Source organism: Paenibacillus sp. FSL L8-0708 (genome assembly GCF_038009325.1).
In the GTDB taxonomy this organism is placed as follows: domain Bacteria; phylum Bacillota; class Bacilli; order Paenibacillales; family Paenibacillaceae; genus Paenibacillus_AQ; species Paenibacillus_AQ odorifer.
This window is the reverse complement of sequence record NZ_JBBPBC010000001.1, coordinates 3,434,328-3,452,668: the sequence shown is the minus strand read 5'-3', so window position 1 is coordinate 3,452,668 and position 18,341 is coordinate 3,434,328. Positions and strand designations below refer to the sequence as shown.

The 18,341-nt window shown below is 43.7% G+C and carries 19 protein-coding genes; all 19 read right to left on the bottom strand.

Going from position 1 to position 18,341, the window contains the following annotated elements; translation table 11 throughout:
- Positions 1–59: 59 nt before the first annotated feature.
- The 19 genes from NYE58_RS16430 to NYE58_RS16340 all read right to left on the bottom strand — a co-directional run bounded on the left by NYE58_RS16430 (position 60) and on the right by NYE58_RS16340 (position 18,290).
- Positions 60–635: a hypothetical protein gene (locus NYE58_RS16430; RefSeq protein WP_341002385.1), complete on the bottom strand. Its 576-nt coding sequence runs from the start codon at positions 633–635 to the stop codon at positions 60–62.
- Positions 636–648: 13 nt separating this feature from the next.
- Positions 649–3,381: a hypothetical protein gene (locus NYE58_RS16425; protein WP_341002384.1), complete on the bottom strand. Its 2,733-nt coding sequence runs from the start codon at positions 3,379–3,381 to the stop codon at positions 649–651.
- Positions 3,382–3,410: 29 nt separating this feature from the next.
- Entirely contained in the window at positions 3,411–3,806 is a 396-nt protein-coding gene (locus NYE58_RS16420; RefSeq protein ID WP_445252432.1) for a phage tail fiber protein, read from the bottom strand.
- A gap of 18 nt (positions 3,807–3,824) precedes the next feature.
- Positions 3,825–4,376, bottom strand: coding sequence for a phage tail domain-containing protein (locus tag NYE58_RS16415; RefSeq protein ID WP_341002382.1), 552 nt, complete (start codon positions 4,374–4,376; stop codon positions 3,825–3,827).
- A complete protein-coding gene (locus tag NYE58_RS16410) occupies positions 4,373–9,580 on the bottom strand; it encodes a phage tail tape measure protein (RefSeq protein ID WP_341002380.1) in 5,208 nt (1,735 codons plus the stop codon). The genes NYE58_RS16415 and NYE58_RS16410 overlap by 4 nt, the downstream gene beginning before the upstream one ends.
- Before the next feature lie 97 nt (positions 9,581–9,677).
- The gene (locus NYE58_RS16405; protein ID WP_144024624.1) at positions 9,678–10,025 is read right to left on the bottom strand and encodes a hypothetical protein; all 348 of its coding nucleotides are present in this window, start codon (positions 10,023–10,025) and stop codon (positions 9,678–9,680) included.
- The gene (locus NYE58_RS16400) at positions 9,955–10,287 is read right to left on the bottom strand and encodes a hypothetical protein (RefSeq protein WP_341002378.1); all 333 of its coding nucleotides are present in this window, start codon (positions 10,285–10,287) and stop codon (positions 9,955–9,957) included. Before NYE58_RS16400 ends, NYE58_RS16405 begins: the two co-directional genes overlap by 71 nt.
- 70 nt (positions 10,288–10,357) lie before the next feature.
- Positions 10,358–11,140, bottom strand: coding sequence for a hypothetical protein (locus NYE58_RS16395; RefSeq protein WP_076275306.1), 783 nt, complete (start codon positions 11,138–11,140; stop codon positions 10,358–10,360).
- Positions 11,141–11,182: 42 nt separating this feature from the next.
- Complete coding sequence (locus NYE58_RS16390) at positions 11,183–11,374, bottom strand: hypothetical protein (protein WP_076275305.1); 192 nt, start codon at positions 11,372–11,374, stop codon at positions 11,183–11,185.
- A gap of 73 nt (positions 11,375–11,447) precedes the next feature.
- A complete protein-coding gene (locus NYE58_RS16385; RefSeq protein ID WP_076275304.1) occupies positions 11,448–11,882 on the bottom strand; it encodes a hypothetical protein in 435 nt (144 codons plus the stop codon).
- A complete protein-coding gene (locus NYE58_RS16380; RefSeq protein ID WP_076275303.1) occupies positions 11,879–12,457 on the bottom strand; it encodes a hypothetical protein in 579 nt (192 codons plus the stop codon). Before NYE58_RS16380 ends, NYE58_RS16385 begins: the two co-directional genes overlap by 4 nt.
- Positions 12,454–13,023, bottom strand: coding sequence for a hypothetical protein (locus NYE58_RS16375; protein ID WP_076138802.1), 570 nt, complete (start codon positions 13,021–13,023; stop codon positions 12,454–12,456). The genes NYE58_RS16380 and NYE58_RS16375 overlap by 4 nt, the downstream gene beginning before the upstream one ends.
- Positions 13,023–13,457 carry a hypothetical protein gene (locus NYE58_RS16370; RefSeq protein ID WP_076275302.1) on the bottom strand — a complete coding sequence of 145 codons (435 nt, stop codon included), beginning with the start codon at positions 13,455–13,457 and terminating at the stop codon, positions 13,023–13,025. Before NYE58_RS16370 ends, NYE58_RS16375 begins: the two co-directional genes overlap by 1 nt.
- The gene (locus tag NYE58_RS16365; RefSeq protein WP_076275301.1) at positions 13,447–13,836 is read right to left on the bottom strand and encodes a hypothetical protein; all 390 of its coding nucleotides are present in this window, start codon (positions 13,834–13,836) and stop codon (positions 13,447–13,449) included. The genes NYE58_RS16370 and NYE58_RS16365 overlap by 11 nt, the downstream gene beginning before the upstream one ends.
- A 14-nt stretch (positions 13,837–13,850) precedes the next feature.
- Positions 13,851–14,864: a major capsid protein gene (locus NYE58_RS16360; RefSeq protein WP_341002377.1), complete on the bottom strand. Its 1,014-nt coding sequence runs from the start codon at positions 14,862–14,864 to the stop codon at positions 13,851–13,853.
- Between the two features lie 15 nt (positions 14,865–14,879).
- The gene (locus NYE58_RS16355) at positions 14,880–15,248 is read right to left on the bottom strand and encodes a head decoration protein (RefSeq protein ID WP_076275299.1); all 369 of its coding nucleotides are present in this window, start codon (positions 15,246–15,248) and stop codon (positions 14,880–14,882) included.
- 1 nt (position 15,249) lies between these two features.
- Positions 15,250–16,539 carry a hypothetical protein gene (locus NYE58_RS16350; protein WP_341002376.1) on the bottom strand — a complete coding sequence of 430 codons (1,290 nt, stop codon included), beginning with the start codon at positions 16,537–16,539 and terminating at the stop codon, positions 15,250–15,252.
- Between the two features lie 75 nt (positions 16,540–16,614).
- Entirely contained in the window at positions 16,615–16,827 is a 213-nt protein-coding gene (locus tag NYE58_RS16345; protein ID WP_076138808.1) for a hypothetical protein, read from the bottom strand.
- 5 nt (positions 16,828–16,832) lie between these two features.
- Positions 16,833–18,290, bottom strand: a complete 1,458-nt coding sequence (locus NYE58_RS16340; protein WP_341002375.1) for a hypothetical protein — start codon at positions 18,288–18,290, stop codon at positions 16,833–16,835.
- Positions 18,291–18,341 lie beyond the last annotated feature (51 nt).

Genomic DNA, 18,341 nt, shown 5'->3' with positions numbered 1-18,341 from the left:
ACCCCCTTTCCCGGACTTCAACAGTAGCCATAATAAAAGGCGGCTGATGACGTTCACCGTCATTCACCGCCTAATAAAATAGAATAAATTTCAAAAAGCGCATTTTTGTTCTCCCGGTCTTTATCTTCGATCAGTTTTTTTAATGCTTCATTTTCAAGCTTCAGCTTTTCAACTTCCGTCTGTTCCCCGGGCTTCGTCAACTCCGCAATCTCTTCTGGTGTTAAGCCTTCGACCCAAAGGTTATCAGGCTGTGCAGGAGGTGCATAAACTGGCTCAGGACCTTGTTTCTCGCCCTCCGCCCATTGCTCCCGCCAATCATGCAGCTCGTCGGCATAATCGCTTTGTGCCTCTAGTACAGCGTCCTGATATGCATCCCATGTTAACAGATCGAAACGCGGATGATACAACCCGGTCGGCAACGGAATGCCTACGAGATAACCGATGATCTCTCTTGGCTGTTCTGGTTCTTCTAGCGCGTCCGGTTCATCTTCGATCTCTTCGTCTTCCGGCAGCTCAGGAGCTTCTTCCTGCACTGGCTGGGCATAAATAGGGACGACCCCTATTAAAGAGTCGTCCGGTTCTACATCTTCTATATACAGTCCGTTTAGGTCTACTTTCGATACTGCTTTTCTCATGATATCGCCTCCTTTAATCTAACGGAAACCGTAGACCATCAAATATAATATTTTGCTTTACGTTGACCTCTGTTGTTATATCTCCATTTACACCTACTGACACTGCGCTCGACGTTGGATCTACTTTTGATGTCCATGAGGATGTAAGCATTCTAGTGATTCGCACAGGTCGAAACTGCGTCGGCAAATTAAAAATCTTTGTACCCGCTGGTACGTCAGTAATGTTGTAATATACGTACCCACGAAATTCAATAAATCCTTTATTCACGCGATAAGCTAAATCGAAGGCAGTAAATCCGCTTAGCACTGCGGACGGTGTAATCCAAGGCCCTGCATCCTTCTCCGCTTTCTTGGCAGCTAACACACTAACGGTTGAGCTTATCTCTGTCACTGCATCTGTTAAATCATGAATTTGCATCTTCTCAGTGGCGGCGTACGCTCCTGATACCGAAGGTACTGGTGATTTATCCAGTTTGATGTAAGAGACGCTGTAGGTAGCAGCTGTATCGTAATTATCCGTCCATGCATAACATGTACCGTCTGCTAACTTATCAATATTCCAAAAATCAGGCAGACCATTTTTAAATACTTGTTTAATTTCGGAGGCACGTTTTTTAAGGTTCGAATCTCCTCCATTACCCGCGTCATTGAGTCCAATGTAGTATACGTCTGATAGAGCATTTTTCTTTGGTCTCGCAGGCTCCCTCGATATATAACCACTGCCTACCTCGATAAAGTTATCGCCTTCGAGCAGAGAAAGAGCGCCATCCTCTTGTACCGTCTCCGTGGTCGGTGTTGCTAGACGGTATAGAAGTTGATACGGTGTCCAGCCCGAAGGTATTGTTGTTGGTAATACTCCTACCGGATTGCCAGCACTCAAAATCTCGACCCATCCTTTTGTTTGTCCGGCCGTACCGTTATATGGATTTGTAGCCACTCCACTAGCGCCGTTGTACATCCGCCAGCCATTAAAATAAGCCTTAATTTCGTCAGGTGTAGGAGTGTAGGAGTCTCCCCAACCGGAGTCTGTGTTGGCAATAGTAATGTATAATACGCCATTGTAAAGCGTTGATTGATCAGCAGCTGAATAAACACCCGCTGAAGGATATAAAGGGTATCCGTTATACTTAGTCACTCGTTCTGATGCGTTTATGCCACTAGAAGTTGGTAAAATAACGCGTACACGTTTGAAACCTGTGTAATTCGTATCGAATAACCACGACCAGTCACCCACAAGATTGGATTTACGCCATAACCTCGTTACCTCATACCGTCCGTTAACCTCACACAGTATATCCGGATCGCTGCCGTCATTTGGGTTAGCGTGTAACTCTACTCCACCAAGGGCGATAAGGCTGTCTTCACGAGGCTGGAATGGTGTAGCGACACTGCCTAGTTCGAGTTGTGGATTGTTGAAGTTGTATGTCCCTATCTGGTTACTTGCCAAATTTATTAATATATAGTAATAACCCTCTGGTACAGTAAGTGGCTGATTTTGAATCCATCCACCACTAAGAACAGCTAAGTCATTCTTTTTGTTACTATCCAAATAACTTCCTACTGCCCCACTATTAGCCGTTATACCCTCAATACTTAAATAGTACGTTTTCCCAGGCATTACAGGAACAGCACAACTGATTGCTTGCCACTCAGCAGTAGCTGTTAACACGCTCTGATATGGTCCGTTTGCCTTAGCGTTCGGGTTAAACGACCATGCCTTATCTGTAAATGGTGGCAACAGATTACGTCCATATCTCCGTACATATAACCCATCTACTCCATTAATACCTGGAGGTACATAAGGTAAGAGGCGATCAATAGCTTCACCTGTGATTGTGGTTCCTATGGCGGCGTAATCTGCTGCGGATACAGCGTATAGGCGGATCTCGTCGATGTATACGGTCATATTGGATGCTGATGTCGCAGGACCTAGTAATATGCGGTAACCAGCGCTTGGGAAGGTTGTTCCTACTGGAATCTTAGTGGTTATATATTGCCACACTCCAAGTTTTGAGGTGTCCCCAACTAATCCGTCGACCACTTGCGTGTTGGTGCCCTTTTGCCTCAGTCCAAAGGAAACTGAACCGGCAGTGAAAGACTCAAAATAAATCCAAGCTCCGAGCACATACGCCTTGGTGGGGTCAAGTGATGCTTCATAGTCTCTTGCCATATAACTACCGTTACTGCCCGCAGGAACAAACTTAAAAGAAGAATTCCCACTACGTTTTTGCGCCGTAGAAAGCGTTGGAACCACCCCGCCAGCAAGCGACCATCCCGTTAAACTCTCTCCACTCCCAGCCCCACCAAGTAAATCTATTAACGTCCTACCCTGTACCTTTAATCCTTGTAGTCTAGCGTTCTTTGTTGCGTTTAAGATTTGCTGACCAGCTGATAGGATGACATCAGTTGTAGATTCCGAAGTTACTCCGGAAAGGTCCGTTAAATTTTTGCGAAATGCTTCGTGATCGTAGGCGGTGTAGTAACGGGCAACGCGTGAAGCTACCGCCCATCCTTTTGCTGTTGTTCCTCCAAATCCGCGTGTACAACCGATTAGACTATTTCCGTTTTTAGACGTATAGAGAACGGTCTCTGACGTTTCATCTACACCAATCGTAATGATATTAGGACCTTCTGGTAAAACACTCCCGGTTACAACGGGTATAGTCGTAACTGCTGCCGTTATTGCCGCGGATAATTCCGTGCCCGGCGAATTGGCTATCGCAGAATACATTTGCTGTTGTGCCATTAATTATCCTCCTTCCTTATTGCCCTTAGCTATTGTGCGAAACGAATAAGAGTTGAACCTGCATAAAACCTAGGTTTATCTCCTATCAAAGCAGACCGCGGTGTGATGGCTTGAGAGCATAATAAATTTCCTCCTGTTAAAGCCGTTCTCAATCCGACATGTGTCACCAATCCCCAATCCGCCGTAGCTATTGGAAATTCCACATCAGCAGATGACCTAACCGTCATTTTCCCATTCTCCAATGAGGCTACAGCAAAGGTGATAGCTTTTCGCGCATATGATCCACCAGATACTTCTGTCCCTGTGTCAGCCTGTGTAGGATCAGAAGTATATAAAGCTAGATAGACTGTTGATGGTTGGGAAAAAGCCACATTTCGAAAAGCAGCATTTAAAAGTGCCGCTGATAGCCAGTTAGATATTTGCATTGCCATTTTTCTCAGCTCCTATAGTTCGTATTCGTTAATGATTTTAAAACCCTGAATAGTATTTAATCCGGTATTGGTCAGAACGATCAATGGTGTGGCCCTTTCGTCACCATCAGAAGCAATTTTTAGTGTCTGCGGAGACTGTGTAATGTTTGTCTCATAAACTTTTTCATCTGATTCTGGAAAAGGGTTCTCAGACATGGTAATAGGAATCGTTAATTCCCCATCAAAGATAATCTTCTGAATATCCATTGTTCCGGCATATCGTCCGATATATCGCTTCCCCGGTCTATCCGAAAAAGTAAATACAATATCTCCTTTTCGGATATTAAAAAGAGCCGCCACTTGGGCGACTCTGTTGTGATAGTCTATTGTTGAATCATCAGCCATAACAATGCATTCAAGGTTAAATGTTCGTGGTCCGTAAGTGCTACCAAAATCTTTAGCTCCATCTCGATCTGCGAGTTCTAGTGTGTTATCTTTTGTAGGCGGTAATACCGGGATGTTATGAGATTTAAGCCCTAAGCCTATACTTGCAAAGGAAACACCATCTGCTGTTGCAACAATCAATTATATTTCGCCCCCGTTCTAGATTGTGCCCTCCGTACAAAGTTGTCCTTTTCAGTCCAAAACACCTTTGCTGTAGAATCGTCCGTAATATAAATATCTCCCATATTTACTGCAACGTCGCTGCGGAAATTCGAACTGGTTCCAGATCCAGATGATATTGAGGGCATTGAAAAACTTGGCATGGAGAATTTTAATTGAGGTAATTTAAAATTGATGAAATCAATGAGGTCATCTTCTTGACTATCATTCAACACTGCTTCTCCTACATGCGCTTCAATTATTTTTGGTGCACCAATCCTTTCTCCTCGCACTCTTCCACCTTCAGAAAAGGTCTGCAACTTCTCTCCGGTATCTTTTCCCACACCATAAAGCTTCCTCAATTCATCATTTCTAGCTTTAAGTCTTGCCATTTCTGTTCTGTTACCATTTGATAATGCAGCATCGTAAGCGTCCTTATTGGCGTTGTACTCAACTAAATCTAAATCCTTCTTAGATGTACCCACTACTGATAAAGAGGCTGTGGATCCGGTCACAGTAGGTGTTAGTGCAGTAATAGAGCTCATCTTTGATTGATAGTCAGCAATAAACTGATCCAACTGAGCTAATATCTCGGCATTCTTCTCGGATTCCTTCAGTACTTGGATGTTTTTCATCAATTCCGCGCGATTGGCAGTATCGGAAGAAAAGTCCTCAAGTGCTTGGAGCAACTCATCGTAATGTGTTTTAGTAGCTTCGATGTCCTTGTCATAGGCTTCCTTCTTAGCGTCCTTTTCATCTTGAAGGGCTTGCTTCTGTTCTTCCAGGCTTCTCTTAGCTAAGGTGCGCTCATGATCGAGTTGCAACTTTTCAATGTCTTTTTGAACCTGTTTCCGTTCCGCGATTCCATCCGGTCCTACGGCTGAGGCAAGCAAAGCTAATCTAGCTTGCTTTTCTGCTAGTGCACTCTCGTAGTCTTGGTCTTCATTTAATTCCTGTTGCTTACTAAGTAAATCATCAATAGCTTGGATCTCAGCATCCTTCGCAGCAGCATAAGCATCCCGTTCTTCCTCTATTGCTTTAATAGCTGCGTTTTTAGAGGCTTCGATGCTCGTTTTATAATTTTTCGCCAACGTCTCAACGGCCTTAGTTTCGTCTTCAATCAGCTTCTGACGTAGTGCATAGACTTGTTCGTCCGCTTCCATCCGTTGATCTGTACCAACACGATAAATAGCCTGAATTTTTAACCAATCCTGCAATTCACTTTCGGTAGTAGTCTGACCCATAGCCTTTCTATGGTTCAAATCCTTTTGAAAGTCAGAATATTGTTGCTCAAGCAAGCTTTTCTTTTGCTCGTAAATCAGCTTTTCTAGCGCAAAGCTCTGCTCGGCAGTTCGATTTTTATCTTTTGCCATTCGTTCATAGGCTTGTAGTTCCATGGTGATGATATTAATCTTACTTTTTCCAGCCATCTCCATCTTAGTGGCTTCTTTATCTATCCATGTCTGGGAATTTTGGTAACGAAGCTCATTGTATTTCACCGTTAGATCAAATACTTGTTTTTGAGCTTCCGCTTTCTGTTCTGTAGTTAAATAAGACTTCGACAACTCTTTATTATAAAAATTAAGTGATGTCTTCACCATTTCTACTTCTTGGAGATTTGCCTGTCTCATTTTTTCGATTTTTTTCTCAAGAATCGAAACATCTTCGTTGTACCTACTATCATTAAGTGCCTGAATGTCTCTAGTCCATTCTTTTAAAGCATCTTTATCTTCGGCAAGGTATTGCTTATGACGATTCTTAAGCCGCTCGTAACCAGAAATCTGTTGTTCTATGGACCAACCTTGCCGTTCTGCTACATACTGGAAGTTATCCATTTCCTCATCATATGCTTCCTTGCGTGCAGCAGCCGCTTCTTTTGCTGCCTTTTCTGCATTTGATGATTTTGATTTATCCTTACTGCCACTTTTATCTTTAGAATTTTTACTAGAAGATACACCAAATGATGGATCTTGATACATACTGCTAAGTGCAGCTATCTTATCATCGTAAACTTTAGCTGCTGTATCGTAATCATCAATAATGCTCTGAATTTCCGCTTCTGCTGCTGCTTGAGCAATACCCGCTTCTCTAAACTGTGATTTAAAGTATTTGAGATCGTCTCCGGTTTGAGTAACGTTATCTCCTGTGATAGCCTTACTACCATTTAACTGAGCCTTTAGCTGTGCCAAGCTCTTAATAGCATCTGCTTCAATTTGATAGGCAGATAATCTTTCGTCGGTAGCTACTTTTGTATTAAATGCTGACGATTTCTCTGAATTTAAGTCATCAATAGCTTTCTGGATTTTCATTTTCCGTAGATTGTTAACCGCATCCGTCTCAAACGCCCATCCATCTGCAGTTTTATAAATCGCTGATGCAAGTTCAGGATATTTGTTAATTAGATCCGTAGCGTTTGAAGCATTTAAGGACTGACCTTTTGCCAGTTCATCTAGTACTCCGTTTAGTTCCGAAACCGTTTGACTATTTCCTTTGACTGTTGATGCCCATTCTTCTTGCGCTTTTATGAGGGCTTTAACTTCATCAGATAGTTCTTCTGTTGATGTGGAGGCGGAGTCCGTTGAATCTGAGTAACTCTCCATTGAATCCGCTGAATCTGCTGCAGCTGTGGCCAATCTACTATTCGCCGCTACACTTGCCTCTGTGACACCATTAAGGGCATCAATGGCTGATTTACTTGCAAGGATTTTTTGCTCTTCTTGGGACAGTTCTGTTCCCAAAGAAATCATTTCATTGCCCCACATTTCCCGTAGGGTTTGAACTGTTTTTCCTAATACCTTATCAACTAAACTCAGGTCGCTCTCTGAAGCGTTTTTAATAGCGAGGTCAGTATAGGCAATCTCCTGCTCTAACTCTGCTTTTCGCTTCGTGGCAGCATCCAGATTCGCTTGTTCGACGATTTTGATACTCTCAGAATATCGCGTCTTCCATTCTTCAATTTTTTGAATATCCAGCTCTTTCGCATTACCAAGTTCATCCCATTGTGATACAAGACCAGGCATCGTGGCACTGAGTCGATCCATTACATTCGCCAGTTCTGATTTCGCAGCAGAAACTTCTTTGTCCGATTTAGTGTTATCGTCAACGATAGATTTCAGTTCGTCGTATCTAGCAACTAGTTCAGCTGTTTTTCGATTCTGTTGCAGAGTCTCATCACTCACTTGACTTTGTGTACCTTTATAATAAGCCCATGCTGTTGTAGCAGCACCTATGACAACTGCAAGTCCTGCTAAAGCAGCACCTATTGGCGTGGCAATAAAAGCCTTTTGTGATACGTTAGCTGCATCGGTTGCAACCTTCATCCCAAGCATCCCTTTAGCCGCGGCAGCGACTCCTGTAACCAAAGAAACCAGAGTTTGTCCAGTCAGAATCCTGGCTCCCGTGTTTAAAACCGTAATTGCTCCACCTAACAAAAGAATCGATGTGACAGTATTTTTGATGGGCCCTGGTAGATGGTTAAACCCATCTAGTAAGATAGTGGCTTGGCCTACAATTAACTTTAATCCTCCAAGTAACCCGCTATCACCAATAGATATAATCAACTCATCCCAAGAAGCGCGTAATTGCTCAGATTGCTTTGTCAGTGTAGTCATTGTGAGGTTGTTTTCTCTTTGTGCTGATCCAAATGATTCCTCTGATACTTTAGCTACATCCATAACCTTGCTATAGTTATTCATCAGAGCGATAAATCTAGACGCTTGATCCCCCCGAGCGATGGCTTGTGTAATCTCGCTACGTTCAACATCTGAGAGGTTATCCCACTGAGCTGCAATCTTACTAAGTAATTCTGGGAACTTCATCATATCGCCATTAGCTTGTCTCATCACTCCAACATACTTTTCTAGCTTGTCTACTGCTATAGGTCTACTGGAGAAGCTAATAAAGGATTTTATAGCATTACCAGCTACAGAACCAGAAAAACCAGCTTGATTCAGTGTAGTCAAATATCCGATAAGTTCGTCAATGTCCACTCCAGCGTTTTTAGCTGTAGCACCCACTCGGTTTATACCTTCTAAGAGCTTCTTAGATGTTGTTGGAAAGTTGTTGGAAACTTCATTGAGTTTATCAAGCAACTTTTCAGAGTCTTCAGCAGCCATCCCGTAGTTGAGAATTGCTCCTGTCATTAATTCTTGAGCCTGGGAAGCACTTTGAAAGGATTGTTCAACGTTTTTAGCCATCAGTGCTGTTCTGGCCAGTTGTTCAGTTTGCTTCTCGTCAAAACCGTTCTGAGCGATGAGCGTATAAACACTCGCGACTTCTCGAAGTGCATACCCATATTCCTTGGCGCTGGATATCATTGAATCTTTGACATACCCAACGTCCGCGGATTCGCCCATGACCCGCTGCACGTTTACTAGTTCATATTCAAAGTCTTTAAGGAGACTGATTGCCTCAGTGGCTCCTCTTGTAAAGGCATAGTACAAAGTTCCCGTCATAGCAAACTGTGCGGCTGTACCCGTAATTCCGTTGATCTGAGTCTGTGTCTGAGTCAACGAACGGCGAATACGCTGTTCTTCTTGTAATGCTTTTTCGCGAACCTGTGTTTCTTTACGTTCTCTAGCCTGCAATGCATTCAACCAAAACTTCTCGTAGTTGGCTGCATATTTCTGAGATTGTTGACTTTCTCTCTCAGCTAATTGCGCTATTTTTTGTCGGATCGCTTGTTCCTGCATTAATACACGTTCTCGTGTGCTATCTGTTCCTGTAGATGACGAACTTCCTGTTGTTAATTTGAGAGCACTAGCGGTGGCTTTATTCTGTAATGTTTCCATCCGTTTTTGATGTTCTCGCTCTTGTTGCTCAATAGCATCATATCTTTTTCTAATGATAGCTTCTTGTGCAGCCATTTTAGCATCAACTAATTTATTAGCTTGTTCCATCTGGCTCTTCTTTGTCTGTATCAGCTCGGTTTGAGCTGTTCGTTGTTTAACAAGAGCTTCCGACTCAGCCATGATCTTCTTTCGCCGCTCTTCAGAAGTGAGGGCAAGTTTATTAGAAGCCGTTGCTAACGCTGTATAGTTTTTAGTGGTTACCGTAATTTCCTGATTTAGCACTTTAAAGGTTTCTGCGTTCCCTTTTACGCCTTGGTCAATCGCCTTAAATGCTGGGATCATTTTAGATGTATCTAAACTTATTCGAGCACCAACTACATCTTTGTTGTCTGCCATTGCCATCACCCCTTGATTGTTAAGGAAAATTTTCCTTTGCTACTGACACGTCTACATACAGAAAAAGAGGTCCCCGGCATCATGCGGAGACCTCTTTTTATTTTGGAAAGATACCTAAATCAGATAGATACTTTGCTTTCTTCGGCTTTTTGGTGATTTCTCCACCGTGAAGAGCAATTTGAAACTCTTGATTCCTCTTTCTAATTCTTTTGAGAGCGTATATCTTTGGGAAAGTCATGTTTTCCCATTCGCTATCTGGAATGCCTAGAGTTACACATAAGGCCCATGCATCTAGTAGTGTTTGTTCTCTTCCCTCTTCCGTCCCTTCGCTCTCGCTTTCTTCCTCAGCGTCCGGATCAGGAGGGAACGATTCCTCATAGAAATCGGGTAATGAGTTTTTCCAACTCCTCGATACCTTCGAAATCGACCTGATCATATTCTTCATCTTGCAGACCGCCTTCAAGAATAAGATTGAAAGATTCGCGATAGGCAGCTTCTATCTTAGGCCAGTCCACAGCTTTTCCTAGATCGTTTTCGACCCATGGTTCCCGGCCGATAGATACAGAGAATTGATAAGGTATCTCCTTCATGATTTTTCGAACCTGTCGTATAGTTCCAATAGTTCCGATTTTCACATTCTTAACAAGTCCTTCAGCCAGTCTGACTTCTGAACCTATATTTAATGTTTCATCGATTTGCTTTTGCACTGTTATTCCTCCTCAAAATAGATAATCCCCCGCTATAACAGCGAGGGACCGTCATTGTTAATTAATGCTTCTAGTCTACGAAGATAATCGTTGCTGCAATACCTTCTGGATTATCTGGAGTGACATCTGGTTCCAAAACCTCCAGATTAAGAGTGCTTGTGCTAGGATTCTTACGTGCAGCACCAACATTCAGCGTACCGCCACCCACAGCTTTGTATACCGTCAACTGCACCTGCACCGGTTGACCTGTTCGGTCATTTATCAATTCAAAACGGTGAACAAACTTAAATGGTTTAGGACGCCGTGTTCCTTTGAAGTTGCTGGATGTTCCTTGTTTGGACCATTTATAGGTCACAATCACATTTTTGTTCAAATTTCCTGTTGCAGATGTAATAACACCGTCAGCCGAAATTGCATATTGCTCAATGGTTGGTGTTGAAGCAACTCTTTCAAGCTTGCTTAGCGTTCCATCTACCGCTTTAAGATAGACCTCGTCGCTATCCTTAACAAACGTACCACCAAAAGCTTCAATTCCTTCGATGGCATAACCAGCAGCACCGAGAATGCCCTCTTCGTTCTCATCGATTTCAACAGAACCTGTTTTTGTCTCTGCCCCTTGAGAAATCTCAGCAATTACAGCAGAATAACGCGGCAGCTCAATTGTAAGCACATCTTGCAAATCTTGTGCGGTCAAGTGAAATGCATAGCCGGACTGTCCACCAAATACCTTCGTCCAAGAGAACTGCGGTGCGAACATAACACTGTTGATTTTTTCATCAATGTATCTTAGAGTCCCATCGTAATCTCTCATCCATATCTTCCCGACTCCATCAAATACTAATGGTTCCTGCATTCGTGTATCCCTCCTTGGGTAATAAAAAAGGAACTGATCAGTTTATTTGATCAGTTCCCATAGTTTTAAATCAATTTCTTTAATCCGTTTATAATCATTCGTTTCTTCGTAGGCTTCGCTTGGCTGCGTACCTTGGTCCATCAAGCCGAGCTTTTTAGCTAGTTTAACTTTCTCTTTCACGAGCTCTTCAAGCTCTGTCGGCTCTTTCTTAAGTTCGGGTTTCTCCGGCATCATCGTTTCACCCCATTCTCTTATTTCTAGACTTTCTCACTTATACTTTATAATGGCATTGATACCTTAATCCTGCTTAATTCATACGGATATAATCGATATCGTATATACCCTTATAGCCCTTTACTCCACTTATTCCTGTTGCAAAGTCACCATCGTAGGCCAATACGCACAAAAATGAATGAAACTTAGGTTGAACAATCCGCCTATCATGCAAAAGTTCAAATGACCGCTCGAATAATAGCTTCGCCTCATAGCCAGTCTTACCGTAAAAGTCGATACAAAACTTACCTTGAAATACGAGTGGGTTTCGTCCGTATTGCCCCGGCATAATGTACTGGCAGATATGCGGTAAGGTTTCCTTTGTCACTACTATTTCAGGCTCTACACCTTTTGTGAAGCGAGTTGCCATCTGTTCGCCATTTGCAGTTGGCGTAAGCTTCAGCATAGCCATAAACGCCGTGTCATCCTTATGTGTGTTCTGTATAGCATCAATCAGATGAAGGCTCATGTCTTATCCTCCAAAAAGTACTTGTGGTATGGAAAGTTTTCAATTACCTCCGCAATCCCTTGTAGGATTCGATTACGATTGGACTGGATTGCGATACGTAGAAAATAGGTCGGTGGTGTTGGCTTGAACTTCGGGTCAATATCTCCGCGTTCTGCTAGCTCCTCCAGATCCACTCCAGCATAGCCACCGCCTGAGAAACGCATCGTACCATCAATGCTTTTGTAATTCCCCTGTCCACGCCCTACAACCACCTTACTGCTGCGTGATCTTAGTCGATTCCACGCATCAGAATTCATGTAAATAACTAAACCGGGGTTTTGTGAGGCGTCCGCCATTAAAGATCCCTTACCAAACTGTTCAAGCCATGCCTGCCAGTAATCTGCTGTAATATCTCCTGAAATCATTTGATTAGCGAGTACGAACATTTCCATTTGAAGTTTATCTCGTACTGCTGGATAGTAGCGAATGCCACCTTTGGCAGTCAGTAGGACGATCTTTGTTAACCCGGTAATTTGGAGAGACAGCTTGTGTTCTAAATCCTTAGATGCCCTTGCAGCATCATATCCGGTAATCATCGCACACTGTCCGATAACTGCACATGCAGTAAATTTGGGTATTTGACTACATCAACGGCATCCACCTGATAAGCCTTGCCGTGGAGAATAACCTGATCTGGATGGATGGCGTCTTGTGGGTCTTTTATATTAACCGTTGTTTGTAATTGCAACGTGTAAGTTGTGGAGGGTAGTAACCCAGGATCGTCTTGGCGTAGTCGCGCAGTGACGTATTGAGCAAAAGCGATAACATTCTCTGCAACTGGCTTGTACTCTTCGTCACCGATAGCATTATCATTTTCGTCATACTTTTGCGAGTAACGTTCGACTGTTATTGTTGCATTGGTTTTGATCAATGAACAGTATTTATCCTTCTCAGTGGTTGGACGCAAGGTTTGAACAAAGAAAGTATCACCGTTTTCGATTAAGTCTCCCGGTTTCACAAGCGATGTTGGAGCAAATAAACCATTGTACATGTATTCTTTGCCGACAATCGTTGTTGCTCGGGTATCCCTAGAAAGTATAACTACATCCGGATCGCCGTTTACAGAACACGGAGAGTGGCGGTGAGCGAATTGTTTGAACATCAGTAACGCCGCCTTTCCTTGTATCGTGTTGGTCCAGCAACGCCAAATATCGGGGCATCTGTTCCTGGTGTCACAGTGGATATCAAATCAATTAGCGCATATGCATCGTCGATTAATTGAATTCCAAATGCACGCCAATCCACAACTTGATTTTCAATGGAGTAATCGAAGTCTTTCTTGGACTTTGCAATTCTTGCAGTCATAGATGGAGCCAGTATGGCAGCGACCATGCTTACAGCCGCTGCATATACATAGTTCCTATCATCGTCAACCAGTTCGGCGTAATCTGGAACAGCAGCAATAACCTTTGCTTCCGCAATGGGTAAAACAGAAAGAGCGTCTATGTCAGCATCGGATAATACATCCTCACCGACACCTAGACGCCCTCTTATTTCCTCATGATACGTTTCCGTGGTGAGGATCTTATTTGCCATCACCGTCACCACCAGCAGCGCTGATAGCCTCTTTCAGCTCATCAGCATCCATTTTGGTGTAACCAGGAATCTTCAATTCCTTAGCAGCAGCTTTAAGTTCTTTGAACTCTCCATCTGCTTGGATCATTGCAATTTGTTCTTGTAGCTCTGCTTCTCGTGCTTTAGATTCTTCAAGTTGAACTTGGAGTTCTAGTTCGCGTTCGGAAGGATTATCACTGACAATGTCATTGCTATTTACGAAAATAGCCAGCAATTCACCCGTTGCTGCGTTCCGAACTTGTCTCTTTACAATATCAACAAGACCTTCGGGGGCATCTGTTACGATGTCCCCAGCATTATATTCCCCTACAGCATCAACCAACACTTTTACGATTGTCATGGTATGCCCCTCCCTTACGCCACTGTAGCAAAGATATGCCAGTTGACGTATTTCAGACGCGGTAGAACCGTTGCGCCGTTGATCACTTGCCACTGGTCAGGGTCACCCTTAATCAGTTTTGCCAGTGCAAACTTACCAGGATGTCCAGTGAAGATGTCTTCATAGTTATTAGGGCTGGTTACAAGATCCATCATGGAACCCGTCATGCCTTGTCCGATGATAATGCAAGCATTGTCCGGGATGAATGGATAAAAACTACCTGATTCGTCAATATAACCGCCATCGTAGACTTCGTATTGAAGGCCGTTCAATTGTTGGCCGATAATATCTGACAGCAATCCTGCTGTCACTACTTCTTTACCATAAGTGAACTTGATCAACTCACGAATTTTAGCATTTGCCTTCAGATAAATATCGATTTGTTTGTTGACCACGATCTTTACTGGCCGCGCCCCACTGCCACGGAACTTGAGAACCCAAAGATCAATGTCAGCAAGTGGATCAGCTGTGGCCACATTGCTCCAGAGCACAGCTGCAGTCGGCTTGTTGTTGGACGGTACTCCATAATTGATAGTTCGTGCTGGCATTGTTGCCGTCGCTGGCACTACAAGGCTCCCAGTGAGCGACTGCCACCGCATCCATTCGAAACGTGTTTCAAGACGTTGATTAAGATTGACCATTCGTTCAACCATATAATCTTCGCCCCACGTTTGTTCCAAGCTTGTCCCTGGCTTACGGAGAATCGCAATTTTTTCACGATCGATAATAGCTTTTTCGCGCCATTCCTGGTTAGTAAAGCTCATATGTTTCACAACAGGTGCCGCGTGAATAGGTGATGGATCGTTGAGCCCGGTTGGTGGTGTCATGCCAGTGTCGTCATACGTGATATCATATTCGATTGTCAAACCAAGTTCCGGCTTGAAATCAACGCCATTGGTCAGGATCTGTGCTCCCCGGAAACTATTGATATCAGTACGGATGTTTTGAACGACTTCGGTTAGGAAGTATGGATCAAGTACGTTTGCCATTAGTGTTGTTCCCCCTTATACAAAGTAGCAAAGTTTCAGCGCTGTTTTAGCCGCTGCATCTAAGCCTGTCAATTTTGATTCTGTGAATACTGCCCCAATCCAAGCAGAGGCGCCAATATCAGTGAGTGTTGTATCTTGATCATTATCAAGGATACATACAGCCACTTGAGATCCATCAGTAGCGTCTGAATCGTAAGGGATGAACTTACTTGAAGCAGTTACTTTACCAAGAACTGTCCCTTTTTTAACAATCCCGTTACCCTGAGCTAGCAATACACCTCCAGGAAGTTTCAATTGCCATTCGCTGATAGCAAGAACTTCTGTGAACTCCTGAGTGTAGATAGCACCTGGACCCGGAGCACCATTATATTGTGCTGGATTCATATTACTTGTCCTCCTTCAGCAGATTGCCTCTGCCAGTGTTTTTGAGGGCCGCAATCGCAGCTGTTTTAGCCGCTTCTTTTTCGGCCGCCTGAAGTTGCTCCGGTGTCTTTTGAGCCGCTGCTTGCACATTGGCAGGTGATGTTCCATTGGCTGCACCGGCAGGAAGATCAGGGTTATCACCTTCTGTGTGGCGACCACCGCCGCCAAGAGCCGCTTGAGCTTGCGCTTCATAGCTAGCACCAATCTTTTCAATTTCTGTTACCGGTAGGTTAGAAAGCACCGTCTTCATCGCTTCAACGTTAAATGCTTCACCCAGCGCCCGGACACCAGCTCCACAGGCTTGTTCTGTTACTTTAACTTTGTACGCCGCGCCATCAGCAGCTTGAGCACTCAAAGCCGTCAGTTTCGCCGGGATATCAGTGTCATTTTCTACACCCAATGCTGCTCGGACTTGTCCAAGTACACCATTTGCAGCCGCTAGTGCAGTTGCTTGTGTTTGTGATGCTGCTAAAGCAGCTTTTTGTTCCTCTGTCACAGTGTCATCTCCTTTGGCCTGTGTTTCAGGCTCATTGTTTTTTTCTTGCTTGATTACAAATCCATCAAGCCCAGATTTTCCGCTAAAAGAATAAAAGACGCGTCCGCCACTTGGTAGTGACTTCGCATCTTCAGATAAAGATTCCCATTTGACACTTGATTGAGTTTCTGAGGTATTACTCATCCCTACTACCCCAGCACCAGGATAAGCTCCGTCAAAGACGAGTGAATTCTCCATGAGATCTCCGTCATTGATATCAACGGTACAAAGTTTAGTATCATACTCTCTACCACGAATGTGAGGACAATTCCCACCGAAATACTCCTGACCACAGATCGAACACGTCTGGCTGCTTACCGTGAATCCAATTGAAGTATCAAAGATAGTTCCGGCATCAATACCATCTGCTATTTGGTCAATCTTGATATCTCCGACTTCTTGGCCGAGTTTCATGTAATGATCTGCGTACAGCGCCAGTTCATCCCCATCCATCTGCAATCGACTTTCAAAGGTTCTTCCTATTGGAACTGTTAGAATACCAAGGTTAGCCCATGAGTGATCCAACAATAGTGATACGCCTGCTTTAGCTTGGACTGCCATTTTCCGCAAAAAATTAGGAGTAAGGCGATAAAAACGATTAGGGATCATTTGATCACCCACTAGCTTTGCAGGAAACACGTAAGTTTCATCTTCCGTGAGTGGAACACGGGCAAGTTGATTGATTAATGCTAATTGCTCAGTTGTTGGTTTAGCCATTTACTAATTCTCACCTCCCTCTCGTAATGAACAATTAGATATTCGATCACCTCCGCGCTCATTAGCGCATCAGAATTACAATCTTTGTGGCCAGTCCCATTTACCTCCGTCTTGACCTTGAACAACGTTTTGATTGAAGAACATGCCAGTTGGATTAAGCACACATAAATCAACGCATGTAGCATTGTGAACCTGAGTGATGATTGCAGCTCTCGGTTCGCTTTTGTATTCACCGCCAGGAGTACCATAACTATAGTAATGAACCATACGACCTACTGTTGGTAGCATATTGACTACTCACCTCCATTCGGTGGAATCTTTTCGTTTGGATCGGTTTTATACTTTTTTTCAAGCTCTGCCAGAAGTTCTGGTGGAATTTTAGGATTAAGCCCCATTATCCAACGTGCTTCTGTTGCAGCCTCTATGGTGGTAATGTAACGCTCTTTTTCAGCCAGCACGTAGTTATTAAGCTTCGCTCTCAGATCACGCTCACGCTCCATATCAGAACGCAAATCAATCGGCGCATAATCAGCTTCAACCTGTGTTTGTACTCCACGCACTCTCACAGCCATAGAAAAAGCCCGCTTCCAAAAACGTTTGGTTACGCTCCGGGCGGACTCTACAGACTTGATATATATTTGGGTATCCACTGAGCTGTATGTCTCCGTGGAACCTTGATGCCGGGATAACAAGGTAAGCAACGTCTTCAGACCCGTAGCCATTTGAGTATCAATGATATCGATCAATTTCTTGATGTCGATCATTGGACCTGAGTTACCACCCTTGAGGTATTCAACCTTTACACTATCCCAGTGGACTAGGGCGTCATCTGGATTGAGTGAGTTGAAATGGGTAAGCATCTCGTCCATTCGTTCCTTAAGCCACGCCTGTTGCGCTTTTGGGTCGTTCTTGATACTTGAAGGAATATTCTTCAACATGATTTCCTCAAGCATTGAAATGTCCAAGCGTGGATAACCTTGGTTATGAACAACTGCTTTCAAGTCCTGAAGCACCTGAAGGTGGAAAAATACAACTTGGAGTACTGGCAGGAATGGAGTTCGGCCATATGGATCATCGACCATCGGGTCAAACTCTTCATAAATAAAAGTCGGCGTGTCGATCTTTTTATATTGACCGAACCAGTCTTCACCAGCTTTAGGCCGTGGATTCTTGACGTACTGCCACGGAACAAGACGATTGGTATTCGGCTCCCTGCGGAACCAGATCAATGAGGGATCAACCGGCACTATATCAATCACATCATCACAACGCTCATTTAAGACCACTTCACCAGCACAAGCCCCGCGAACCATGATCATCATACGTTGGATCGTATCCAGCTTATCCAATGACCGTCCATGTTGATAACCTGGTGAAGGCAAGGGTGATTCAAGCATTTCCTTAATTACGTCCAGTTCTCGTTGTCCGGACTTGTCATCACTACCTGTCTTTTTCTTAGCTGTGAAGGTTAACTCGGTATCTCCCATTCTGAGGTATGTGTATAATGCATGAGAAATGTCCGGATGAACGGATATGAGCAATTCCAGTAGTTCTTCTGCTGTGTAACTTTGGAGTTTAGTCAAATCAATATTGTGAGCGCTCTGATATTTCTTCGGTAACCAGTTAAATATGCCCCAATTATTTGAGTTACTAGTTACTGTTGATCTACCTACGCCCATCATCTGGCGCTTTACGGATGCCGGTAGGATTGCATTAGCAGCCGAATAAATGAGTTTATGATACCATTTCAAGTTTTCACCTCCTCCAGACATAAAAATAGAAGGCAGGAAAAGTTTCCTGAC